At 45.9% G+C, this 19,537-nt stretch carries 11 protein-coding genes; 1 reads left to right on the forward strand and 10 read right to left on the reverse strand.

Going from position 1 to position 19,537, the window contains the following annotated elements; all coding sequences use genetic code 11:
- Nucleotides 1–67: 67 nt before the first annotated feature.
- Nucleotides 68–670 carry a TetR/AcrR family transcriptional regulator gene (locus tag Q1A04_RS06270; protein WP_299702696.1) on the reverse strand — a complete coding sequence of 201 codons (603 nt, stop codon included), beginning with the start codon at nt 668–670 and terminating at the stop codon, nt 68–70.
- Nucleotides 671–833: 163 nt separating this feature from the next.
- Here Q1A04_RS06270 and Q1A04_RS06275 point away from each other — a divergent pair, with 163 nt between their 5' ends.
- Nucleotides 834–1,283: a DoxX family protein gene (locus Q1A04_RS06275; RefSeq protein ID WP_299702699.1), complete on the forward strand. Its 450-nt coding sequence runs from the start codon at nt 834–836 to the stop codon at nt 1,281–1,283.
- Nucleotides 1,284–2,053: 770 nt separating this feature from the next.
- On the opposite strand, the gene Q1A04_RS06280 is transcribed toward Q1A04_RS06275, so the two are convergent.
- The 9 genes from Q1A04_RS06280 to Q1A04_RS06320 form a co-directional block, all read right to left on the reverse strand.
- Nucleotides 2,054–4,894 (reverse strand): pitrilysin family protein, encoded by a 2,841-nt coding sequence (locus Q1A04_RS06280; RefSeq protein WP_299702701.1) that lies wholly within the window; start codon nt 4,892–4,894, stop codon nt 2,054–2,056.
- A 144-nt stretch (nt 4,895–5,038) separates the two neighbouring features.
- Nucleotides 5,039–7,303, reverse strand: a complete 2,265-nt coding sequence (locus Q1A04_RS06285) for a DUF4350 domain-containing protein (protein WP_299702704.1) — start codon at nt 7,301–7,303, stop codon at nt 5,039–5,041.
- Nucleotides 7,304–7,314: 11 nt separating this feature from the next.
- Entirely contained in the window at nt 7,315–8,280 is a 966-nt protein-coding gene (locus Q1A04_RS06290) for an ATP-binding cassette domain-containing protein (protein WP_299702707.1), read from the reverse strand.
- Between the two features lie 39 nt (nt 8,281–8,319).
- Nucleotides 8,320–10,587 (reverse strand): Gldg family protein, encoded by a 2,268-nt coding sequence (locus tag Q1A04_RS06295; RefSeq protein WP_299702710.1) that lies wholly within the window; start codon nt 10,585–10,587, stop codon nt 8,320–8,322.
- 141 nt (nt 10,588–10,728) lie between these two features.
- Complete coding sequence (locus Q1A04_RS06300; protein ID WP_299702711.1) at nt 10,729–12,279, reverse strand: PKD-like family lipoprotein; 1,551 nt, start codon at nt 12,277–12,279, stop codon at nt 10,729–10,731.
- A 1-nt stretch (nt 12,280) separates the two neighbouring features.
- Nucleotides 12,281–12,970: a DUF4843 domain-containing protein gene (locus tag Q1A04_RS06305; protein WP_299703641.1), complete on the reverse strand. Its 690-nt coding sequence runs from the start codon at nt 12,968–12,970 to the stop codon at nt 12,281–12,283.
- Between the two features lie 60 nt (nt 12,971–13,030).
- On the reverse strand, nt 13,031–14,506 hold the full coding sequence (locus tag Q1A04_RS06310) for a RagB/SusD family nutrient uptake outer membrane protein (RefSeq protein WP_299702713.1): 1,476 nt from the start codon (nt 14,504–14,506) through the stop codon (nt 13,031–13,033).
- 10 nt (nt 14,507–14,516) lie between these two features.
- Nucleotides 14,517–17,918, reverse strand: a complete 3,402-nt coding sequence (locus tag Q1A04_RS06315) for a SusC/RagA family TonB-linked outer membrane protein (RefSeq protein WP_299702715.1) — start codon at nt 17,916–17,918, stop codon at nt 14,517–14,519.
- A 341-nt stretch (nt 17,919–18,259) separates the two neighbouring features.
- On the reverse strand, nt 18,260–19,483 hold the full coding sequence (locus Q1A04_RS06320; protein ID WP_299702718.1) for a FecR family protein: 1,224 nt from the start codon (nt 19,481–19,483) through the stop codon (nt 18,260–18,262).
- Nucleotides 19,484–19,537 lie beyond the last annotated feature (54 nt).

Consider the following 19,537-nt stretch of genomic DNA (forward strand, 5'->3'; position numbering starts at 1 on the left):
TTTGATGTTCAGCTATTTTGCTTGAGTATTAAACGTGCGGATTCATCTTCTGATGGTGCTGCTGTACCTAGTGATGGCGGGCCATTCCGCTCCAGAGCAATTCGTGTACCTGCTCTAGCTCCTTGCTGTCGAGACTGAGCCGGCCGCTGGCTGTTAGCTTTGCTATGGAAAGGATACTACTGTGCGTGAGCATGCCCAGTGTCCGAGGGCTTACCTCTCTCAGCTGATCCTCCTGTATGCCGCGCTCAAAAAACGCAAAGAGCAAGGTATAGAATTTGTCCTCTTCCAACCGTGGCATGGCTGCGCTGTAGGGTGAGTTTACAAACTGCTCAAAAAACCTGAGTATGTCCTGATTGTTGCGGTAAAAGGTGTAAAGCCCCATCCACAGGTTAGCGAAGCACGCCTTGAAAGGTATGGTAGCACAATCCTCCTGCTCCACCACCGCAATCACCTGCTGTTGTGCATAGTTGAACAGCTCGCAGATCAACTTGTCTTTGCTTTCGAAATAATGGTAGATGGTGCCCGCTGCCACGCCGGCGTGCTTGGCGACCATGCTCATGGGGGTGCCATGAAAGCCGTGTTCCCTCACCAACTCCATCGTACTCTTGAAAATGGCTTTCTTCTTGTCTGCGATTGGCTCCATATAAGTTCCTACCAATTGAATGTTCATTCGGGCCTGCAAAGCTACACTTGTATCGACAATAGTAAAAGCAGATTCGGCTTAAAGCAGTTAATTCAGGTTAAACGGCAGGAAAAACTTCTTAGAAAACCGGAATGAAGGGAAATCACGTAAATATAGGTATAGCGTTTTCTTTCATGTGTACCCTACCGTCATGGCATTCGCACAAGACATCCGCCACACCCGCCGCATCAACAGCGCCAACAACCCGGTCTGGATGGATGCCCTGCGCATTATCCTTGGGTTATTCCTGTTCTTGAAAGGCCTGCTGTTCTTGGAGCACACCACCGATGTGTTTTATATCTTTAGTTCTAGCCAAGATGTGATCTCTGCAGGAAAGGCACACCTTCTGACCAGCATGGTGCACATAGTAGGTGGTCTGATGGTCGCTTTTGGTATGCTGACCCGCTTGGCGCTGCTCTGCCAGATCCCAATCCTTTTAGGCGCTTTGCTGATAGTGAATCCTCAGCGCAGCGGCATCCAGCTGGAAAACACAGAACTGATCTTATCGCTGACCATAACTGCCCTCCTCCTGTTTTTCATGATTAAAGGTCCGGGCCGTTACTCGATAGACAACAAGGTGCTGCGTCAAAGGGAACAGTAAACGAATTACGCAGACTCAGCTAGTTGAAGTAATCACCTGCACTTGCTGATAGTAATGCGCGTGAGCAGCTTTTTATCCTCCAGCACTAAAGTCAGCGGCGGCTTCCAAGTACAGAGTGTTTAGAAAAAGCGAAGAAATTGACAGATTCTTAAATGCAAAAAGCCCATCAATCTAAGATTGATGGGCTTTGCTCTTTGGTATCGCTACCAGCAGAGAGTGAGGGATTCGAACCCCACATATAAATGCCTTAAAATCAATAAATTGCAATAATAAACCTTAGTTACTCACCGCTATTTTCTTATATGTTAACTGCAAATGCTACAGTATAAAATTATAACAGTTTTCTTAGAAAAACAACATTATACTTAACCCTTCGCATTCTCTTTCTTCTTCTTGAAAAATCGATTAGACTTATACTTCTAGAGTGAACTGAATGGATAGGAGGAAGTCAAGGTTTACAAGACCACATAATGGATGCGTTTCAGAAATATGAATGAATCGACGACCATCTATGGGAGGCTCTACTTAACCAGCAGTTCTTTATCAGAATGTAAGCTAGCTTATCACACACTGAAAAATTTCACAGCCTTAGATTTATCCCCCAAATAATTACTTTAAGGAAAAACTAAATAGGAACATTTTATCCTCTTTATTAAAAAGGCAGGCCGGCAACATGTGCCGGCCCTTCACCTTAAACAAAACAAACTGAACTATTAAAACTAATCTACTTCTATTCGACCATCACATGATAACTAGAATCATCTTGGTGGCTATAGTGCTTCTGCCTCTTCTGGTAACAGCACTAAATTTACCATATCCTCGCCGCTCAGGTATTTACCGGACGCTTTTTTAGTCTTTTTGAGATTTATATTATCCAGACGTTTCTGGTATGTATCACTAAACTTCTCGTCTCTTCTCTTAGCATATACACCCTCTAGGTGATTCAACCAAAACCGATTAGCTTTAAGTTGGACCTCTAGCTGGCTTTTTTCTTGAGCCACGAACTTTGCTACCTCTTCTTCTGTTGGCCCCTCCGCCTGCATCTTCTGGATCTCATCAGTAGTAGCTGAAATTAATTTATCCACCCGCTCGGTGCTACAGCTAAAAGAGACGGATATGGAATAGTATGGAGAAGGCTCTTTGACGTAGCTTAGGCCGACGGAAGGACTGTATACACCGCTTTCCTTCTCTCGCAACCGTTCAAGAAGTCTTGTCTCCAACGCTGATTTAATAACTTTCAAATTCAGGTTGTTTTCTTCGGTGTATTTATAATCGCCGTGATACGAAAGTACAACCACAGCCTTATCCTCTATCCCCTTATAAACCTTCTTATTCACTCGACCAGTTAGCGGCTTTATACCAACATCCTTCGCTTTTTCTTTGCGATAAGTAGCAGGCAAGGCTCCTAAATAGTTTTCAAGTAGTGGTTTGATGGCATCTACTTCAAAATTTCCCACAAACATAAAGGTAAAGTCACTGGCATCAGCAAATCGATCCTGGTAAAACGCATACGCTTTCTGCAGTGACACGTCTTCCAACTGTTCCAATGTCATACTTGTGGCCCAAGGGCCCCTCCCTTTCATCACTGCATTCACAGTATCTTGAAATACAGACATGGGGTTGGCCGACTTGCCTTCTATAGCCACCCTTGCATTTTCAATTTGTCTGCTAAAAGTCGTGGAATCTTTTCTAGGTTGTGTAAAATACAGATAGGTAAGCTGCAAAGCAGTTTCTAAATCCTGTGGAGAAGAATGACCTTGAAAGCCCTCGGTGTAGGTGCCAATATAAGGGCCAACAGCCAATGATTTTCCCGTCAGCATTCTGTTGATCTGACTTGAAGTAAATTTACCGACCCCTGATGAGGCGATGATACTATTGGCCATTTTGGAGGAGTGGATATCTGCTAAGGAAGCTAGCGAATAACCTCCCGGACTAAAGGCTGTAAACAGGATTTCATCATTTTTGAAATCAGTAGGCTTTAACACAATCTTTACACCATTCGAAAGCGTTATTTCTGTCGCCCCCAGCGCTTTGTTATACTTAGATTTTGTAATTGTCCCGACATTGAGCACTTCACTCAACAAGGGTTCATTTATAACATCATCAACATGAGCCAATACCTCTCGCTGCTTGTTGTTGATCCATGCCAACAGTTCAGCTTCTGTTGGAAGCACACCTTTGCTTTTTTCAGTTGCCTGCACTATCGCAATCTGATTATGGTTTGTCACAAATCCCGCAGCCATTTCATTCACTTCCTCCAAAGTGACTCCATCCAGATAGGTGGTATAAAATGCATGGGCGTAATCCATGCTCATGATGGCCTCGCCTGTGAGATAATGCTTGAGATACTGGTTGACATAAGCCTTGGAGGAGGTTTTGTCTTTCTCCTTATAGCTTTTATCGACTGAGGTCATAAAGCTTACTTTCACACGGTCTAGTTCAGATTGTGTAAATCCGAATCTTTGCATCTTCAGCACTTCGTCCATCAGGCCTTCAACAGCAACCTGTAACTGTTCAGGACTTTTCGGGACTACCTGCAGTGTAAAAGCGTTCAGATTGGCCATACCTCCTTGGTAAGGCCCATACCCTGCACTGGCATTTAGAAAAGGAGCTTTGCCACTCTTCACTAAATCACTGATCCTAATTGCCAGCATACTGCTAGCAGCACTTCTGATGATGGAGTTTCTTAAATCTTGGGTTGTTTTAGTTACTGTTTCAGGGTGTTTATACATAACAGATGCCACTGTATAGGGAAACTCAGGGTCTGTCACGATCTTCGTAAGGGGCTCTTGGTTGTCAGGTATAGTATAAGACACTAACTCTGGGGGTTTGGCTGGTGACTTCAGCCCCTCAAAGTTTTCTTTGATTAGGTTCTCCACCTTTTCAGCATCAAAGTCTCCTACCGCTATAATAGCCTGCAAGTCTGGCCTATACCATTCTTTGTAATATTGCTTTAGCGTTTCGTGCTTAAAACTCTTAATGGTATTCACATCACCGATTGGCAAGCGCTCATTATACCTAGAGTTAGCAAGCAGCACAGGTAAAAGCTGGTTGCTGATTCGTTCCGACACGTTCTTACCCCTCTGACGCTCCTCTTCAACAATAATCCCTCTTTCCTTATCTATCTCTGTGCCGTCAAATGAAACATGACCTGCCCACTCAGCCAGAATTTTAAAGCCTGTCTCCACCAGTTCAGGATTACTGGTCGGCAAAGGAAGCTGGTAAACTGTTTGGTCAAAACTTGTATAGGCATTCAGGTCAGCTCCAAACCGCACACCGGCTTTCTGCAGATAGTTAATCAGTTCATTCTCCGGAAAGCTGCGTGTCCCGTTAAAAGCCATGTGCTCCGTGAAATGCGCCAATCCTTTCTGGTCATCGTTTTCCTGCAGAGATCCCGCCTTAACAACAAGGTATAACTCTGCCCGCTGACTTGGTTCTGTATTCTTGCGGATATAATAAGTGAGTCCATTAGCCAACTTTCCAATCTTCACGTCAGCGTCTACCGGAATAACCTCTGAACCGACAGTCTTTAGGTCGGTTTGTGCGGAAGCAGTTGCACTCCAGAAGAAAAAGGAAAGAAATGGGACTATAAAAAAGTTCTTATACTTCATAATCTTGGTTATAAACCCGAAGCTGCATTTACCAGCGGGTCTTAAAATTTATAGGGTTCCAATCTTTCAGCGCTCGGAGGCCTAGATAAAAAGGATTGTGTGCCAGCCAGCCTCATTTTAAGGGGCATAGCTAGCACACCCCTGTTATTTACTTCTTCTAATCATTAAGAGTACCGCGCCAAACATTCCAACCAGAAGTGGAATAACCCCCAGCGTGGATACTTTCATCCAGCCAATATCTCCTCTGGTTAGCAATACTTTATCGTCAATGGATTTCGGTCTGCTGGTGTCTACAGGGTATTCTCCGTCGCTGAACCATTTGAACATTCTGAGGGCAAAGGAAGCATTGACGGTATTTACATTGTTCCTGTTGATCTCTCCATTGCTCATGAAATCAGCGTCACCCAACACCATGATCTTCTGCTCTTTGTCACCAACCACTCTTTGCAAAGCGAGGGCTACAGGCGCTGCTATCTTCTTTTCAGAAGCCGGATCAAAGGTTACCTTCTCCGTATTCAGGTCGAATTCACCTAGTTTGTTCCAAGTGACCTGTTCATTGGTAACCAAGATTGGTGTAACCTTGTATTTGCCCATATCCATGTAAGCCAGTCTCACAGCCCCCGGGAAAGTGACAACCGCTTTGTCGTAGAAACCGAATCCAAAAGCGGCTGCATCAACCGTGAACTTCGCCTGAATCAGGTTCAGCTCGTAGTTCTCGCTTTCCTGCAGCAGTGTACCCGGCGCAAAAGCGACCCCAAGCTTTTCAATGATGGGGTTCAGGACGGACTGCCTGCCCGGCTCCCCTGCGATCAGAATATTTCCGCCAGCCTCTATGTACGCTGTTATTTGTTTGGCCTGATCATTTGAATACTCACTCTTAGGATCTGCGAGGACCAACACATTTAGGTTAGTAGGTATATCCTGACCATCAGCGAGAGTGATGTCAATTACATCAAAACCGGCATTAATGAGAGAACCCCTGACATTCAGCCCCTTGGTTATTACCTTGTAGGCCCCGTCCACAATCTTATCAGTGCTTCTCTCACCGTTTCCAGTCAGCACACCCACAAGTCCGGGAGCAGCCACTAATCGCTTTAAAGCGGCAGTAATCTCTGTCTCACCGGGGTATTGAAAAATATCGTCAAACATCCTGAGTGCTGTCTGCTTGCCGCCATAATCCACGATCCTGACCAGTCTATTATCTTCAGGTACTAGATCAATTAGTTGTTTGATTTGAGAAGGCTCTAGGAGTTCGTCAAAGTCCAACTTGTGGGCTTTTGCAGCGCGTTGTGCTTTCTCCACTAATGTTCGGGTCGTGTCATTGAAATGAACAAGCGTGTCATAATAGTACACATAATCCATTTTCATATCAGGCAGAAATCGGCGGTACTTCTCAAACTGGTTGAGATCGCTTATCCGATTCTTGGGGGCACCGTGTGAAGCGCTGTAATGATTTACGTTCACATAAGTGGTAATTTTAATAGGCTTGTCTAATTGCCCCACAATATCCTGCGATGTTTGTGTCAGGGTTCTATCCTTAAAGCGGGTAGTGTCATAATATCCATTCAAGGCAGGCAGCGATGTTACATACCCTATCGCCACAACCAACACCACCACAAAACTATACCGGAGGAATTTCACGCCTGCTGTAGAGGTTTTGCGCTCTCCTTGCAGCTTCATGATTGTCAGTTGCAGGAACATACCAATCACAAGCAGGAAGTAAATTAAGTCTTTGCTGCTGATGAGCCCATTGACAGCGTGCTCCGCCCTACCAGATATGGAGAGCCAGTACGTGATATCGCGCACAAAATCATACTCCTGCCCTACTTTCCCAATGAAGTTAAGCGCGGCGAGTACAGCCAGTGTGCTGATGGCCGCCACGACCTGATAGGTAGTTAGGCTTGACATGAAAAGGCCAATAGCTGAATAGGCACACATCAAGAGGTATATACCCAATATACCACCCAGCACGAATTTTATATCCAGCGCTTCAACGGAAACAACGCCGGCCAGTATAAAACTCAGCAATACAAAGGCCAACAGAAGCGAATAGATCATCATCGAGAGAAACTTACCCAACACGATCTGCGGCACTGTAACAGGAGAGGACTGCAGCAGCTTAATGGAACCGCTGCTCGTCTCACGGCTCAGGAGCCCCATAGTCAAGAGCGGAATGTAGAGGTACAGGTTCTTCTGCACGGCAGGCAGTATACCGTCCTCCCCAGCGAACAGTATTTTCGTCAGCACCTGCAACGGCCTGCCCAACTGCTGATTGGTTTCCTGGTTGTATAAAAGCTCTGTAAAGGTTAGACCTGTTTGTATAATAAAGATTATCAGCACTAGCCAAGCGATCGGAGAATAGAACATAAGGCTTAGCTCCAACCGTGCGATCCGTAATATTTTTTTCATCAAGCTAAGTTTTAAGGATTAACAAGCACGTATTCCTGACCCTTCGTTTCCACAGTTTGCTTCTTTGACAGCTGCGCGAAAATTCCATCCAGTGAACTCTTCTCAAGGTATATCTCCGAAAGCGGCCAACCGTTGGTCACGCTTGCTTGAATAATTTTCTTGGTAATCTCAGGGCCCGTGTTAAACTGCAGGCGAATTCTGTTCTTGGTCACAAAATACACATCCGTAATGCCATCAATCGCATAGAGCTCACTTTCTGTCGGCGGGTTGTCTACTTCCATGATCAGGGTGTTTGGCTCGATGTAATTGTTGAAAGCATAGAGCGTATCGGCAAACACGATTTCGCCATGCTCAATCATCACGATGTTGTCGCAGGTAGCCTGTACCTCTGACAGAATGTGCGTAGAGAGGATGACAGCCCGGTCTTCGGCTATCTCCCTGATCAGCTTTCTCACTTCCAGTATCTGATTCGGATCGAGTCCATTCGTTGGCTCGTCAAGCACTACCAGTTTAGGGTTATGGATAATAGCCTGTGCGAGGCCCACACGCTGCTGGTACCCCCCTGAAAGATTCTTAAGTACGCGCTTGCTAAAATGGGAAATACCGCACTTTGCTTTCGCAAGCTCCAAGGCGTCTTTTATCCGCTTGGAAGGTATGGAGCGCATGTGCGCGCAATGCGTAAGGTATTCGTCCACGGTCAGTTCTAAATGCAACGGGGCTTTTTGGGGAAGGAAACCGATGAGCTTTTTCGCCTCCACGGGATTTTCCCTCACATCGATCCCATCAATTATCGCCTTGCCCTCTGTCTGGTTGATCACTCCGCAGAGAATGTTCATGGTGGTTGATTTACCGGCCCCGTTGGAGCCCAGCAAGCCAAGGATACCTCTGTTCTGTATTTCGAAGCTTATATTTTTAACCGCCCAGTCTTTGCTGTAACGATGTGACAGGTTCTGAATTTTTGCGATGCTTTTTTCCATCTCTATTTAATATATGATGTGTTGTGACTTCTTCTAAAATTAATTTCTTTTCCTTCTGATCAAGGTATAGGTGCCCATGGCGCCCAAGGATACTGGCATCAGGCCCAAAAAGAGCAGCTGCAACCATGATATCTGGGCCTGCGATACAAGTATTTTATTGTCGATGGGTTCGGGGCGGGTTGTATCAATCGGGAACTCATTGCCGCTAAACCATCTGAACATATTCATCGCAAAATCAAAGTTCTTTGTGCGGATGTTGTGCCTGCGCATCTCGCCGTTACTCATAAAGTCTGCATCACCCAGTATTATGATCTTCTGTTCCTTATAGGGCAGCTCTCTTGTCAAAGCAAGCGCCACAGGTACAGAGGCCTTTTTATCAAAATCGGGCCTGAATTTTATATCCTCACTCTCTAGGTTAAAGCTTTCTGTTCTATTCCACACGGCGCGCTTGTCGGTTACCATGATTGGAGCTGCCTCAAAGTCAGCGGTTTGGATATACCTAATTCCAACAGCGCTTGGCATGGCGATCACATCTTTGCCTGTAATGGACTTGTTAAATGCACTCGCTTTGTTTGAAAGGCGGGCCTGCACCAGATCCAGTTCCAAATCCTTCGTCTCCTGCAGCAAAGTTCCCGGCATAAAAGAAACCCCAATCGTCTCCATTAGCGGATTAAGTATTTCCTGTTTGCCCGGCTCGCCTGCGATCAGGATATTTCCCCCTTTATTGATATAGTCTGCTATAGCCTTCACCTGCTCACCGGTATAAGCCTCCAACGGATCTGCCACTAGAAGCACTGCCAGATGTTCAGGGATAGTGAGCGTGCTATCGAAGGAGATGTTCATCACATCAAAACCCTGGTTGATCAGAGCCCCTCTTGTAGATAGGGCGTTCATAACGCCTTTGTAGTCTTTGTCGCCTGTTCTCAGGACGCTTCGCTCGTCTTGTCCGGTTAAAATGCCTACTACCGGCGCATCCGAGATCAGGCGCTTCAAGGCGGCTGAAATTTCAGCTTCCTGTGGGTAGGTAATCATGTCGTAGAACATGCGGAGTGGCGTACTTTTGCCATCGTACTCCACCATGCGCACAAACAGGTTCTCTTCTGGCACCAAATTAATTTGTTTGCGGATCTCAGTAGGGGCCAGTATACGCTCGTAGTCAAACCCGTAAGCCAAGGAGGTTTGCAAGGCCCTGTCAGGGAGAGACTTCTCTGAAAAATCCCTAGCAGTGAACGTTGAGTCGTAGTACGTCACATAGTTCATTTCCAAATCAGGAAGGAAACGCGTGTACTGATCGAATTTCTTTAAATCGAAAATACGGAACTTGGGAGAGCCCAAATGCGCAAAGCCGTTTACTACGTTTACATAGGTCGTGATTTTAACGGGTTTGTCTAATTGGCTCAAGAGAGTCTTACTGTTCTCTGTAAGCGTTCTGTCTTTAAAACGGGTAGTATCATAATAGCCCGTCAGCTTAGGCTGTGAGCTGGTATAGCCTATCGCCAACACCGCGATAACCAATAAGGCATATCTTCCGGCAGAGAAGAAGGCAGAGTAGGTCTGGCGGCCACTATTCAGCCTCATGATGGTCAGCGTCAAAAACAGGCTGATCACCAGCAGGAAGTAAATCACATCATTGCTACTGATCAATCCATTCACAAAATTATCAGCCCTTCCATCGATGGAGATCCAATAGGTGATGTCTCTTACAAAATCGGTACTTTGGCCTATGTTTCCCACAAAACTCAGCGCGGCAAACAAGGCAAGCGTGCTGATGGCCGCCACTACTTGATAAGAAGTGAGGCTAGACATGAACAAGCCAATGGCCGAGTAAGCGCAGATGAGCAAGTAGAGGCCTAGTACCCCCCCTAACACAAATTTCACATCCAAGGCTTCAATAGAAAAGGCAGCTGCAATCATGATACCTAAAAGCACGAGCACGAGCAACAAGCCGTAAGCCATCATGGCGGCAAACTTTCCTAGTATGATTTGTAGGTTGGTAAGCGGAGATGAAAACAGAAGCTTGATGGAGCCACTGCTGAGCTCTCTACTCATCAACCCCATTGTCAACAGCGGGATATAGAGGTATAGCTTGTGTTGCACGGACGAGAAAAAGCCTGTACCTCCCCCAAAAACATCTATCGTCAGCGATTTAAGTGGATTACCAAGCTGCTGACTGGTCTCACGGGCTTCAATTAAGTCGATAAAGGTGACGCCGCATTGTATTATAAAAATGATAAGCACAAGCCAAGCGATTGGGGAATAGAATAGAATGCTCAATTCCAATCGGGCTATTCGTAAGATTTTCTTCATGTAGGTGTAAAGTTTTAAGGTACTGGGCAATGGCTTCGTATGGACGCTGAATTGACTACTAAGCTGCTTTCGGTGCCGGCAATTTTAGTGTAAAGGGAGTATCAGGATACTCACCTGATACTCCATTAGGTATGGACTTTTTTAGTTTTGGGTGGCGATGGCCGTAATGCGCTTAAACCCAGAGAATGTCTTAATTTTTGAAGCGTCTATGTTACCAACTCCTGTATTGATCATCGGTAGGATGTAGACTTTGCCCTCTGTTCCGTAGGTAGACATGATCAGTTGTCTGTTGTTGGTGCTGATGTAAGGCGGATCCCAACTTTCAGACCTAAAAGGGTAGTCTGCCTGCTGATAGATTTGCAGCGTTGTGATTTCCTCACCCGCTGGTACGGTATAGCGCTCTTCATAAACCGGAGTATCCGTAGCATAAAGCACCGCATAGATCTTGCTGCTTGTGGCATAGTACATCACGCGCTGATTGTCCAGCAAAACAAACTGTGTGGCATTCTCAATATCCGGTGCTGTGGAAAGGTCGTAGACCGCTTTCGGAGCCGGAGGTATAGGGCTCGGATAGTTGTTGCCTCCGCCATCCATTACATAGAGCTCAAATGCTCCGGTGGACTTGTCTTTTAGTAAGTGAAGAAAGTCTCCGTTGCTATTCGCTCCTGCCGCCATATTAACTTTTCCGGGGAGTGAGGCCGGGTTAAAGGCTCCATCTGTTACTGCAGGGGCTTTATGCATCTTTCTATCTCCAAACTGCTGGATAGTGGGCATGTATACAAAGTGCCCATTCACTTCATCATAAAAGTTGATTCTTACTGGTGGATTCGTGTTAAAACCGTTCAGCGCTACATCATCCGGCACTACAAAAGGGAAATCAAAAGGAAGACCGATCTTTCTGGCTGCCCCCAGATAGGTGCCCGTTAACTTTCCATCCGCAATAAAGATGTCACCCTGCACGATGCCGCCTAGCGCCTGAGGTTTAGCACTTCCGGTTCCACTAAAAAACAGCTCTCCGTTCATGCCACCAGAGGTATAATCGAGGGTATTGATGCGTACGGTGCTGTTATCCGTAATAGCATACAGCACATCTGCTCCAAACACTTTTGTGAAGCGCATTTGCTTTACCAAGCCATCAATCTTTCTGCCATTTATAGCGGAGTAAACCCCATACTTCACACTTTCACCACTGTAATCTGATGTGACAGAGGAATGCATAATATGGCTCAGGTCCGTATTGATGCCATCACTCGTTTCAGCGATTACCAAGCCTTCTCCGATATTGTTACGCACCACAACTGGCCAAGCCATGATGTATTCCAAACCCGTCGAATTGTCAGTAACGGTGTAGTATAGTTGATGATGTTTCCCCGCCACGTTAGGTTTAAAACGGATCTCATAATCCAAGTTTTTCTCCTCCCCAATCACTTGGTATACCGTGTCATCTGGCTGCACATTAATACGCCACTTATAAGACAGGTTTGACTCAGAAAGACCAGCTATGTCTAGTTTAGGCTGTACAACCAAATGCTCAAACTGATAGACAGCCAGCTTACTTACGCCAGTAGTATCAATGGCAACACCGGGGATCGGTTTAATATCCAAGCTACTCAGGTCGTCGTAGCAGGAGCTCATCGCACCGCTCAGCACAACGCATAGCAGCAACACCAAGGTTTTTATATTCTTCATCATGTTATTCGAATTTTGAACGCGTATAATAAATCGGAACTATCTTCTCCCCCGCCTTTGTCCCATCGTCGTGCAACAGCGGATTATCAGGGTTGTCTTTGTTCCATTGCATCACGTAGTCACCAAATTTTGTCCCAAGCGCTTCTGCTCCTATAGGTCCTACAGCTAAGTAATCACTTACAGCAAACTTCGTTACACCGGTAGATTCCACAATGGCTCTGTAAGCCGCGGTACTGGCTGTCGCCGTGAAGAAGAATCTATAAAATGTCCATGCGGGTACGATCACTTTGTTAGTCCAAGCAAGCGTAAAATCGCTCATCTCGATACTGCCTTTTTTAAAGTCCTCGGATTCTACCAGTTTTAAATGAAGGGATACTTTATCGTTATCAAGTTCTGGTGATTTGAACAACCGAATGGATAGCTTGCCTTTAAACTCCCCCGGGTTAACTACACCACCTATAATCTCGTATTGATCTGGTCTTGCTGTGGTCAGGGAGTCATTTATCACCTGCACATTAAAGTATCTTTTATGATCTGTGGCATTCCCGACAATATGCACGTCTATTTCCTGCACATGATCTTCACCGGGATTCGTCAGAAAGGAGTACTCTGTTGACTTCGAGGTAAAATTCACCGCGGGGTCAGCCGTAAAGGGTGCGATATCCTGCTTGGTGCAACCGGCAAACACTACCATTAGCACTAATGCTAGGTATGGGATAAGCTTTAACTTTTTCATCATCCTTAAATTTTAGGGCTATTGTATTCTGTTTCCAAATTCAATTTCGCTGTCAGGGTATGGCAGCACATAGATCTTATCGCCAACTTCTGTAGTGGCTGACAGGCCCGGTATGGTGGTGCTGCCCAAGCGTTTGTAGTAGAAGAATAACTGGCCTTCGCTGACAAACTCCTTGCGATGCTCCTTGAACAGCTCAAGCTTCACCTCGTCTTGGCTGGCATCTTCAGGGATCTGATGAATAATACCGCGACTGCTTCTCACCCTGTTTAAAAGATCAATAGCCGTACTAAGCTCCCCAGTGTTAGCGTAGTATTCGGCGGCGATAAAATACATTTCGGGCAGCTTGATCAGCGGCAGAATGTTAGTCCGAGTAATACCTCTTTGGCGTAGCTTTTTAGAAACCAAGCCCCGGCTTTGTGATTCCAAAAGCGTATTGTAGCGCACGTCTGCCACACCAATATTCACATTGCTCGTTTCATAGATTTCCGCAGCCGCACTTGTCGTTAAGAACAGCGCATCATAGTTCGTGGAGCTCTCAGCATTTAGATACCGTTCCACGATATCGGCGAATGCGGTAACATTGAGACTGAACAGGTGTTCCGGGTGTAGCGTAGGATCGGCACTCACAGGATAGCTTTCAGAAACAATAAGCCTAGCAGGTGAGCTGTTGATAACCTCTTCAGCGGCTAATCGGGCAGCATTCAGCTTGTCTGCCCCGCCTTGCCAGAGCAGCATTCTCGCCTGTAGAGCCTTTACCGCATAGTAGTTCATGCGCTGCTCCCTTTGGCTAAAGAAGCCATCTCGATTCACCGCCTCGTAAAATCCGGCTGGTCGCTCAGCATTTGGGTAGATCGGATCGGCTTTTAAAAGCCCTAAAGCTGTCTCTATATCCTTGGCCATCAGCTCAAAAGTCTGGCTATAAGTCAGCTGAGGCGTTAGGTCTTTCGAGTACTCCGTTACATAAGGGATGGCAAGTTTCGACGACACATCAGTTCGGTTAGCCATATTGCCATAGCCATAAAGGCGCATCAAATCAAAGTGGAGAAATGCTCTTAAGCCCAATAACTCACCTTTGATGATATCATGACTGATGGGGTGAAGCACCTCCTTGTTCTTTTCAATGAACCCAAGCGCGTTATTGATGTTGGCGATGACATTGTATGACTTATTCCAAAGCGCATCCACTCTTGGCATGGACCTGTTGGATTTATACTGGAACCGCTGCAGCTCATTGTAAGCTGCCAAGGTCGGCAGTGTTGCATACTGCTGGCTAAAAAGATCCACCATGTTCCAAGTCATATCCTTGGCATAGAGCTCCGGTGCGGCCATACTGATGTAGGTGCCAATCAAAGCATCCTTAAAACCCGTCTCTGTCTTAAACTGCTCTTCTTGTCTTATTTGAGCGGAGGGCGTTACATCCAGCCACTCCTGACAGGCTGTTGTACTAAGCAGTATCAACAGCCCGGCTATTGTATTTTTAACTTTTATTAACATGATAATGAGCTTAAAAATTGGCTAATACAGAGAAAGACATTGTTCTTGCGAAAGGATACTGGGTTCCTCTCTCGATTCTGATGGTAGAGATCGTGGCCATCTCATTCATGTTGACACTAAGCTTCAACCTTTCCATGCCCATCTTCTTTACCAGCGAGGAATTCACATCGTAATACAGTGTGACCGCGGCAACATTCATTTCATTGCGGTCCTGTACGAAACGGGAGGTGGCTCTCGTCTTCTCATCGTAGCTCTCATAAGCCCCATCACCGTCCGTGTCCACAGAGTATGTACCTAAGCGCTTGAACAGGGCCTCTTGGCCAGGGTAGGTCCATCTGCCTGTCAACACCCTTCTGTCCACGTTATAATTCATGTCCACGTTTTCGACCTTGTCAACCAGTGTCTGGTTATACATCTGACCTCCTCCGAGGTAGCGGAATGTCACGTTCAGGCCAAAGCCTTTGTGCTCCGCATTAAAACCAAAGGTGCCACGGTATTTTGGGTTGCTGTTGCCAACCACCACCATATCCCTTGCATCCCAGATATAGGTTGTGTTGCCTTCGCGAGTCAGGTAGATCTCATTTCCTGTTGCAGGATCTATACCCAGCGATGGAACCGCCCAGATTGCGTCCATTGACATACCGTCCTGATACTTGTGCAAAGGCTTGTTATTTCCTCTTTCGGCAGCCTGCGCATCCATCGCATCGTTATAGCTCTTCATGGAGTTAGACAGTTCCACGATCTCATTCTTATTGGTGACTACCCCAAAATTCAGGCTAAGAAAGCTTCTGTCACGCGTCCATGCCAGATAAGAGGCATTCAGGTCATATCCACTGTTCTTCACTTTCCCGAGGTTATCCTTCACACGATTGAAACCCGTAGAATTGGGTATGGTCATATCCGTAATCAGGTTTTCGGTATAGCTCTCGTAGTAGTCAAGCCTAAAAGTCAGATTTCTGAATTTGGCATCAAGGCCGGCGTTATAGTCAAACTTAGACTCCCACTGCAGACCGGCATTCGCCATGTTCTGCAGGTAAGAACCCGTAAAACCCTGATACAAAGCATCCAAGTAATAGGCATATGTGGCGATGGAGGCATTGGTATTGAAGTTCTGATTACCGGTTGAACCGATAGAGCCTCGCACCTTCAGTACATCGAACATGGCCGCAGGGAAGAAATTCTCGTTGTGCAGGTTCCACCCCAGTCCAAGGCTCCAGAAGTTAGCCCAGCGCTTATCGGCACCAAACTGGGAGGAGGCGCTTGTTCTAAGCGTAATATCCGTCAGGAACCTGTTATCATACATATAGGAACCAACCCCTAGAAAGCCTAAGTCACGAGAGATCCCATCAATACCAGTGGGGCGGGCATCGAGGGCGTAGGCGCGGCCGAACATAATGTTATCCATGCGGTTGCTCGGGAAGCCCTCAACACGATGGATAACTTCGTTGAACTTGTTTTCACTGATGTTGAAACCAGCGTTCGCAAAGTAGAAATGTTTATTGATCGATTTGGAATAGTTGATATTGAAGTCTCCGGAAAGATAGCTGCTCTCGCCGTTGTTCAATTGATAAGAGCCTTTTCGCTTCGCCATCTCTTCGCCCAAAAATCCCTCAAAACGGGTATGTGAGGAAGGGTAGAATTCATCCGCATCATTTTTCTTGACATCGATGCCCACGCGCGTGGTGGCTCTTAAGCCTTGTAAGATATCCCATTCCAGATAAAAGTTGTTGGTAAAGTTAAAATAGCTGGAGGCGAGTCTTGAGTTCAGGTCAGCATTGTAGAGCGGGTTTGTATAGCGTTCGCCATTGGGGCCGATCTCCGCATAGTAGGGAATGGTGCCATCCACATTCTCAGCTCTCCAGTAGGGATTCATTTTGGCATACTCATCAAACGTACCATAGTGAGATTCTGTCGCGTTGTTGTTATTGGCACTCATGATATTGCGGAATGACAAATTCTTAAGACGGTAAGAGGTAGTCAGGTTACCGGAAATATTCTTGCGTGAGGAGCCCTTCATTACCCCGACTACATCCCGATAAGATACATTTCCCAGAATTCGAAGATCTTCTGAACCCAGCTCCACTGACATAGAGTGCCTCTGGCCCACACCCGTCTGCAACGGTTTCGCCATCCAGTAGGTATCCAGCCCTTCTAGCGCCAGCTTCTTGCGCATGTTATACAGCTGTTTCAGCTCAACATACCTATCAGCGTCCCGGTGCGTGGGGTCATACATCCCGTCGATTCGCTCCGCCTCGAGTTTTTCGAGCGCATTGGTCAGGTTATAACTGGTGAGATCAGGCATATCGATATCTACACTGCCATTATAGCTCACTAGAGCCTGAGAGCCTGACAATCTTTTGGTTTCAATAACAACTACACCATTGGCGGCCCTTGCCCCATAAATAGCCTTAGAAGCAGCGTCTTTCAAGAGCGTCACGCTCTCCACTCTGTTGATATCCAAGTCAAGCACCTGCTCCGCGCTCGTCTCGAAACCATTCAAGATAAATAGAGGCTGGTTCGGGTTCTTCAGGTAGTTTCCTTTCAGTCCCTGCCCGGCATTTGTCTCACTCGCCGGGAAGGTGGAGGTCCCGCGTATCTGCATTTCAGGCAAGGCGTTTGGATTAGAGCCCATCGACAGGTTGTCCATGATCACCACCGACGGATCGATGTTACGAATCGTCTGGAACAGATTTGCATTCCCTACTTTTTTCAGTTCTTCCTGTGTTATGGTGACGGCTGAACCGGTATAACTCTCCACCGGTCTTTCGAATATACCGGTAATAACCACTTGTGAGAGTTCATTCACAGCAGGCATTAGCTGCAGGTTGATCTCCGCCCGACCGTTTACAGCCACTTCCTGCGTCTCGTAGCTTAGGAACCTGAAGATGAGGACATCACTGGGAGCCACCTGAATAGTATAGTTGCCGTCATTATCAGATATCATGCCCCTTGTGGAGCCTTTTACCATAATACTGACACCGGGCAACGGACTCCCGTTCTCATCTGTGACAGTACCCTTTACTTTAATCTGATCCTGTGGCGTGATAGCCTTAGCAGTAGGCTTGTTCGGGGTGATCAGCACCATGTTATCTTCACTTACTTCGACCTTGTACTTAGGCCCTACGAGCCTTGACACAGCCTCTTGAAGGGTTGCCTCTGCGATTTTAGCGTTTACTTTTTTAGTAACATCCAGTTCATCGTCACTGTAAAAGAAACTCACATTCAAGTCTTTGCGAATCTTATTAAACGCTTCCTGAAGTGTAACTGTCCCCATGTTCAAATTGATCACTCTTGGGGCTTGGCTTTTAGTATCCTTCTCTAGCTGGTAGGCATTCGTTGTGTTTAATGTAATTACCTGTGCGAAGGCATTCGCTGTAACCTGCTGCGAGCAGAAGAGTGTTAGAACTAACAAATGTCTTTTACCCCATAAGGGGAGCTTTTTCCGACTTGGTAGCCGTATAAAAGCATTTTCTGGTAGAAATGTTGCCATAAGGTTAAGGTTGGTTAGATATAGTGGTAAAAAGGTATCTGCTACCATTTACCGCAGGAGAAATAATACTTCTCCTAGGCAAGTGGCCTATAAACGCGCTATTCTATTATCATTATTCTTACAACCCTTCTCTCCAACCGTGACAGTATCCGATACTGCCAACCTAACGCTAGGGCAAAAGATATCCTGCTCTTCCTAAATGAAAGCCTTTTATAGGGACAGAGGCTATTCAGGAAGCGTAAGCACTAAAGATTTCAATAAAGCTATTTCTTCTTCAGGATTTTAACTTTATTGTTATCTATCCTATAATCCACATTTGAAGTTTTACTGATCAGTTCAAGTATGTGCTCGACTGGCTTTTCTTTCAAAGCCATGCCGGTAAAGACCTTATCTTTAAGAGATGGATGCTCGTATTCAACGCTTATCGCATACCATCTGGATAACCTGACAAGAATACTCTCAAGCTCCGCTTTTTCAAAATAGAACTTCCCATCTTTCCAAGCTGTGTACTCTTCTGTATCGACTACCCTGATATTTATGTCTTTATTTTTTCTATCGTAAACGGCTTGTTTACTAGGGGTTAGCACTGCTTCCGTAGAAGCACTCGTGCTCTTCATACTCACTTTACCTTCTACTAGCGTAGTCGCGATAGTTTTATCATCGGCATAAGCACTTAAGTTGAATTCCGTCCCAAGCACTTTCACTTCCACTAATCCGGTTTCCACCACAAACTGTCTGGAGTCTTTTTTCACTTCAAAATAAGCCTCCCCTTGTAGTTGCACCATGCGTCTGTCGCCAGCAAATCGTACAGGATATGTTAAGGAAGATGCCGAATTAAGCCATACCCTACTGCCATCCGGTAATAACACCTGATATTCACCTCCGACAGGCACTTTCAGTGTGTTATAAGCCAGCTCGCCCTCATCACTTAGACCATCCGTATTTTCATAAGACAGCAAGTTGTCTTCATTGGTAATGGCTACACCCGGAAGTTGTATCAACCCGTCTTTCTGGGTTGCAAGATTCACTTCTTCACCGTTTGCCAGCACAAGAACCGCTTTCTTACTGCTCTGTGTTAGTCGGAGCGTTTCAGAGGCGCTATCAGCTGCGGCATACCTGCGATCTTTACCGCTGGTCATTTCTTCGCTTGCTGTGTATTTTTGATAGAATAAATAACTGGTGATAGAAAGCAAGACAACTGCTGCGGCATATTTTAGCGATCTTCTAAAGAATGAGTTCGTTTTCTCTTTCCGCCTTACCGCAATTTTAGTCTTTACCCTTTCTAAGGCTGCATGACTGTTTAGCTTCTGATAAACCTCAAACTTATCGTTAACCGCATCCGAGTTTGTTATCCTACTGTATAATTCATCATTGCCAGCCTGAGACCTCCAAACTGCCAAAACCTCATTCTCATCCTCAGTCAGAGTACCTGATATAGATTTGCAAATAAGTTCAGCAAGCTGAAAATTTGAATTACCAATGCGCATAGTTCCTTCTTAGTGACTATAGAACTCTCGAAGCTCTATTTCGGGTGGAATTTA

This window comes from uncultured Pontibacter sp., from assembly GCF_947499215.1.
Classification (GTDB): domain Bacteria; phylum Bacteroidota; class Bacteroidia; order Cytophagales; family Hymenobacteraceae; genus Pontibacter.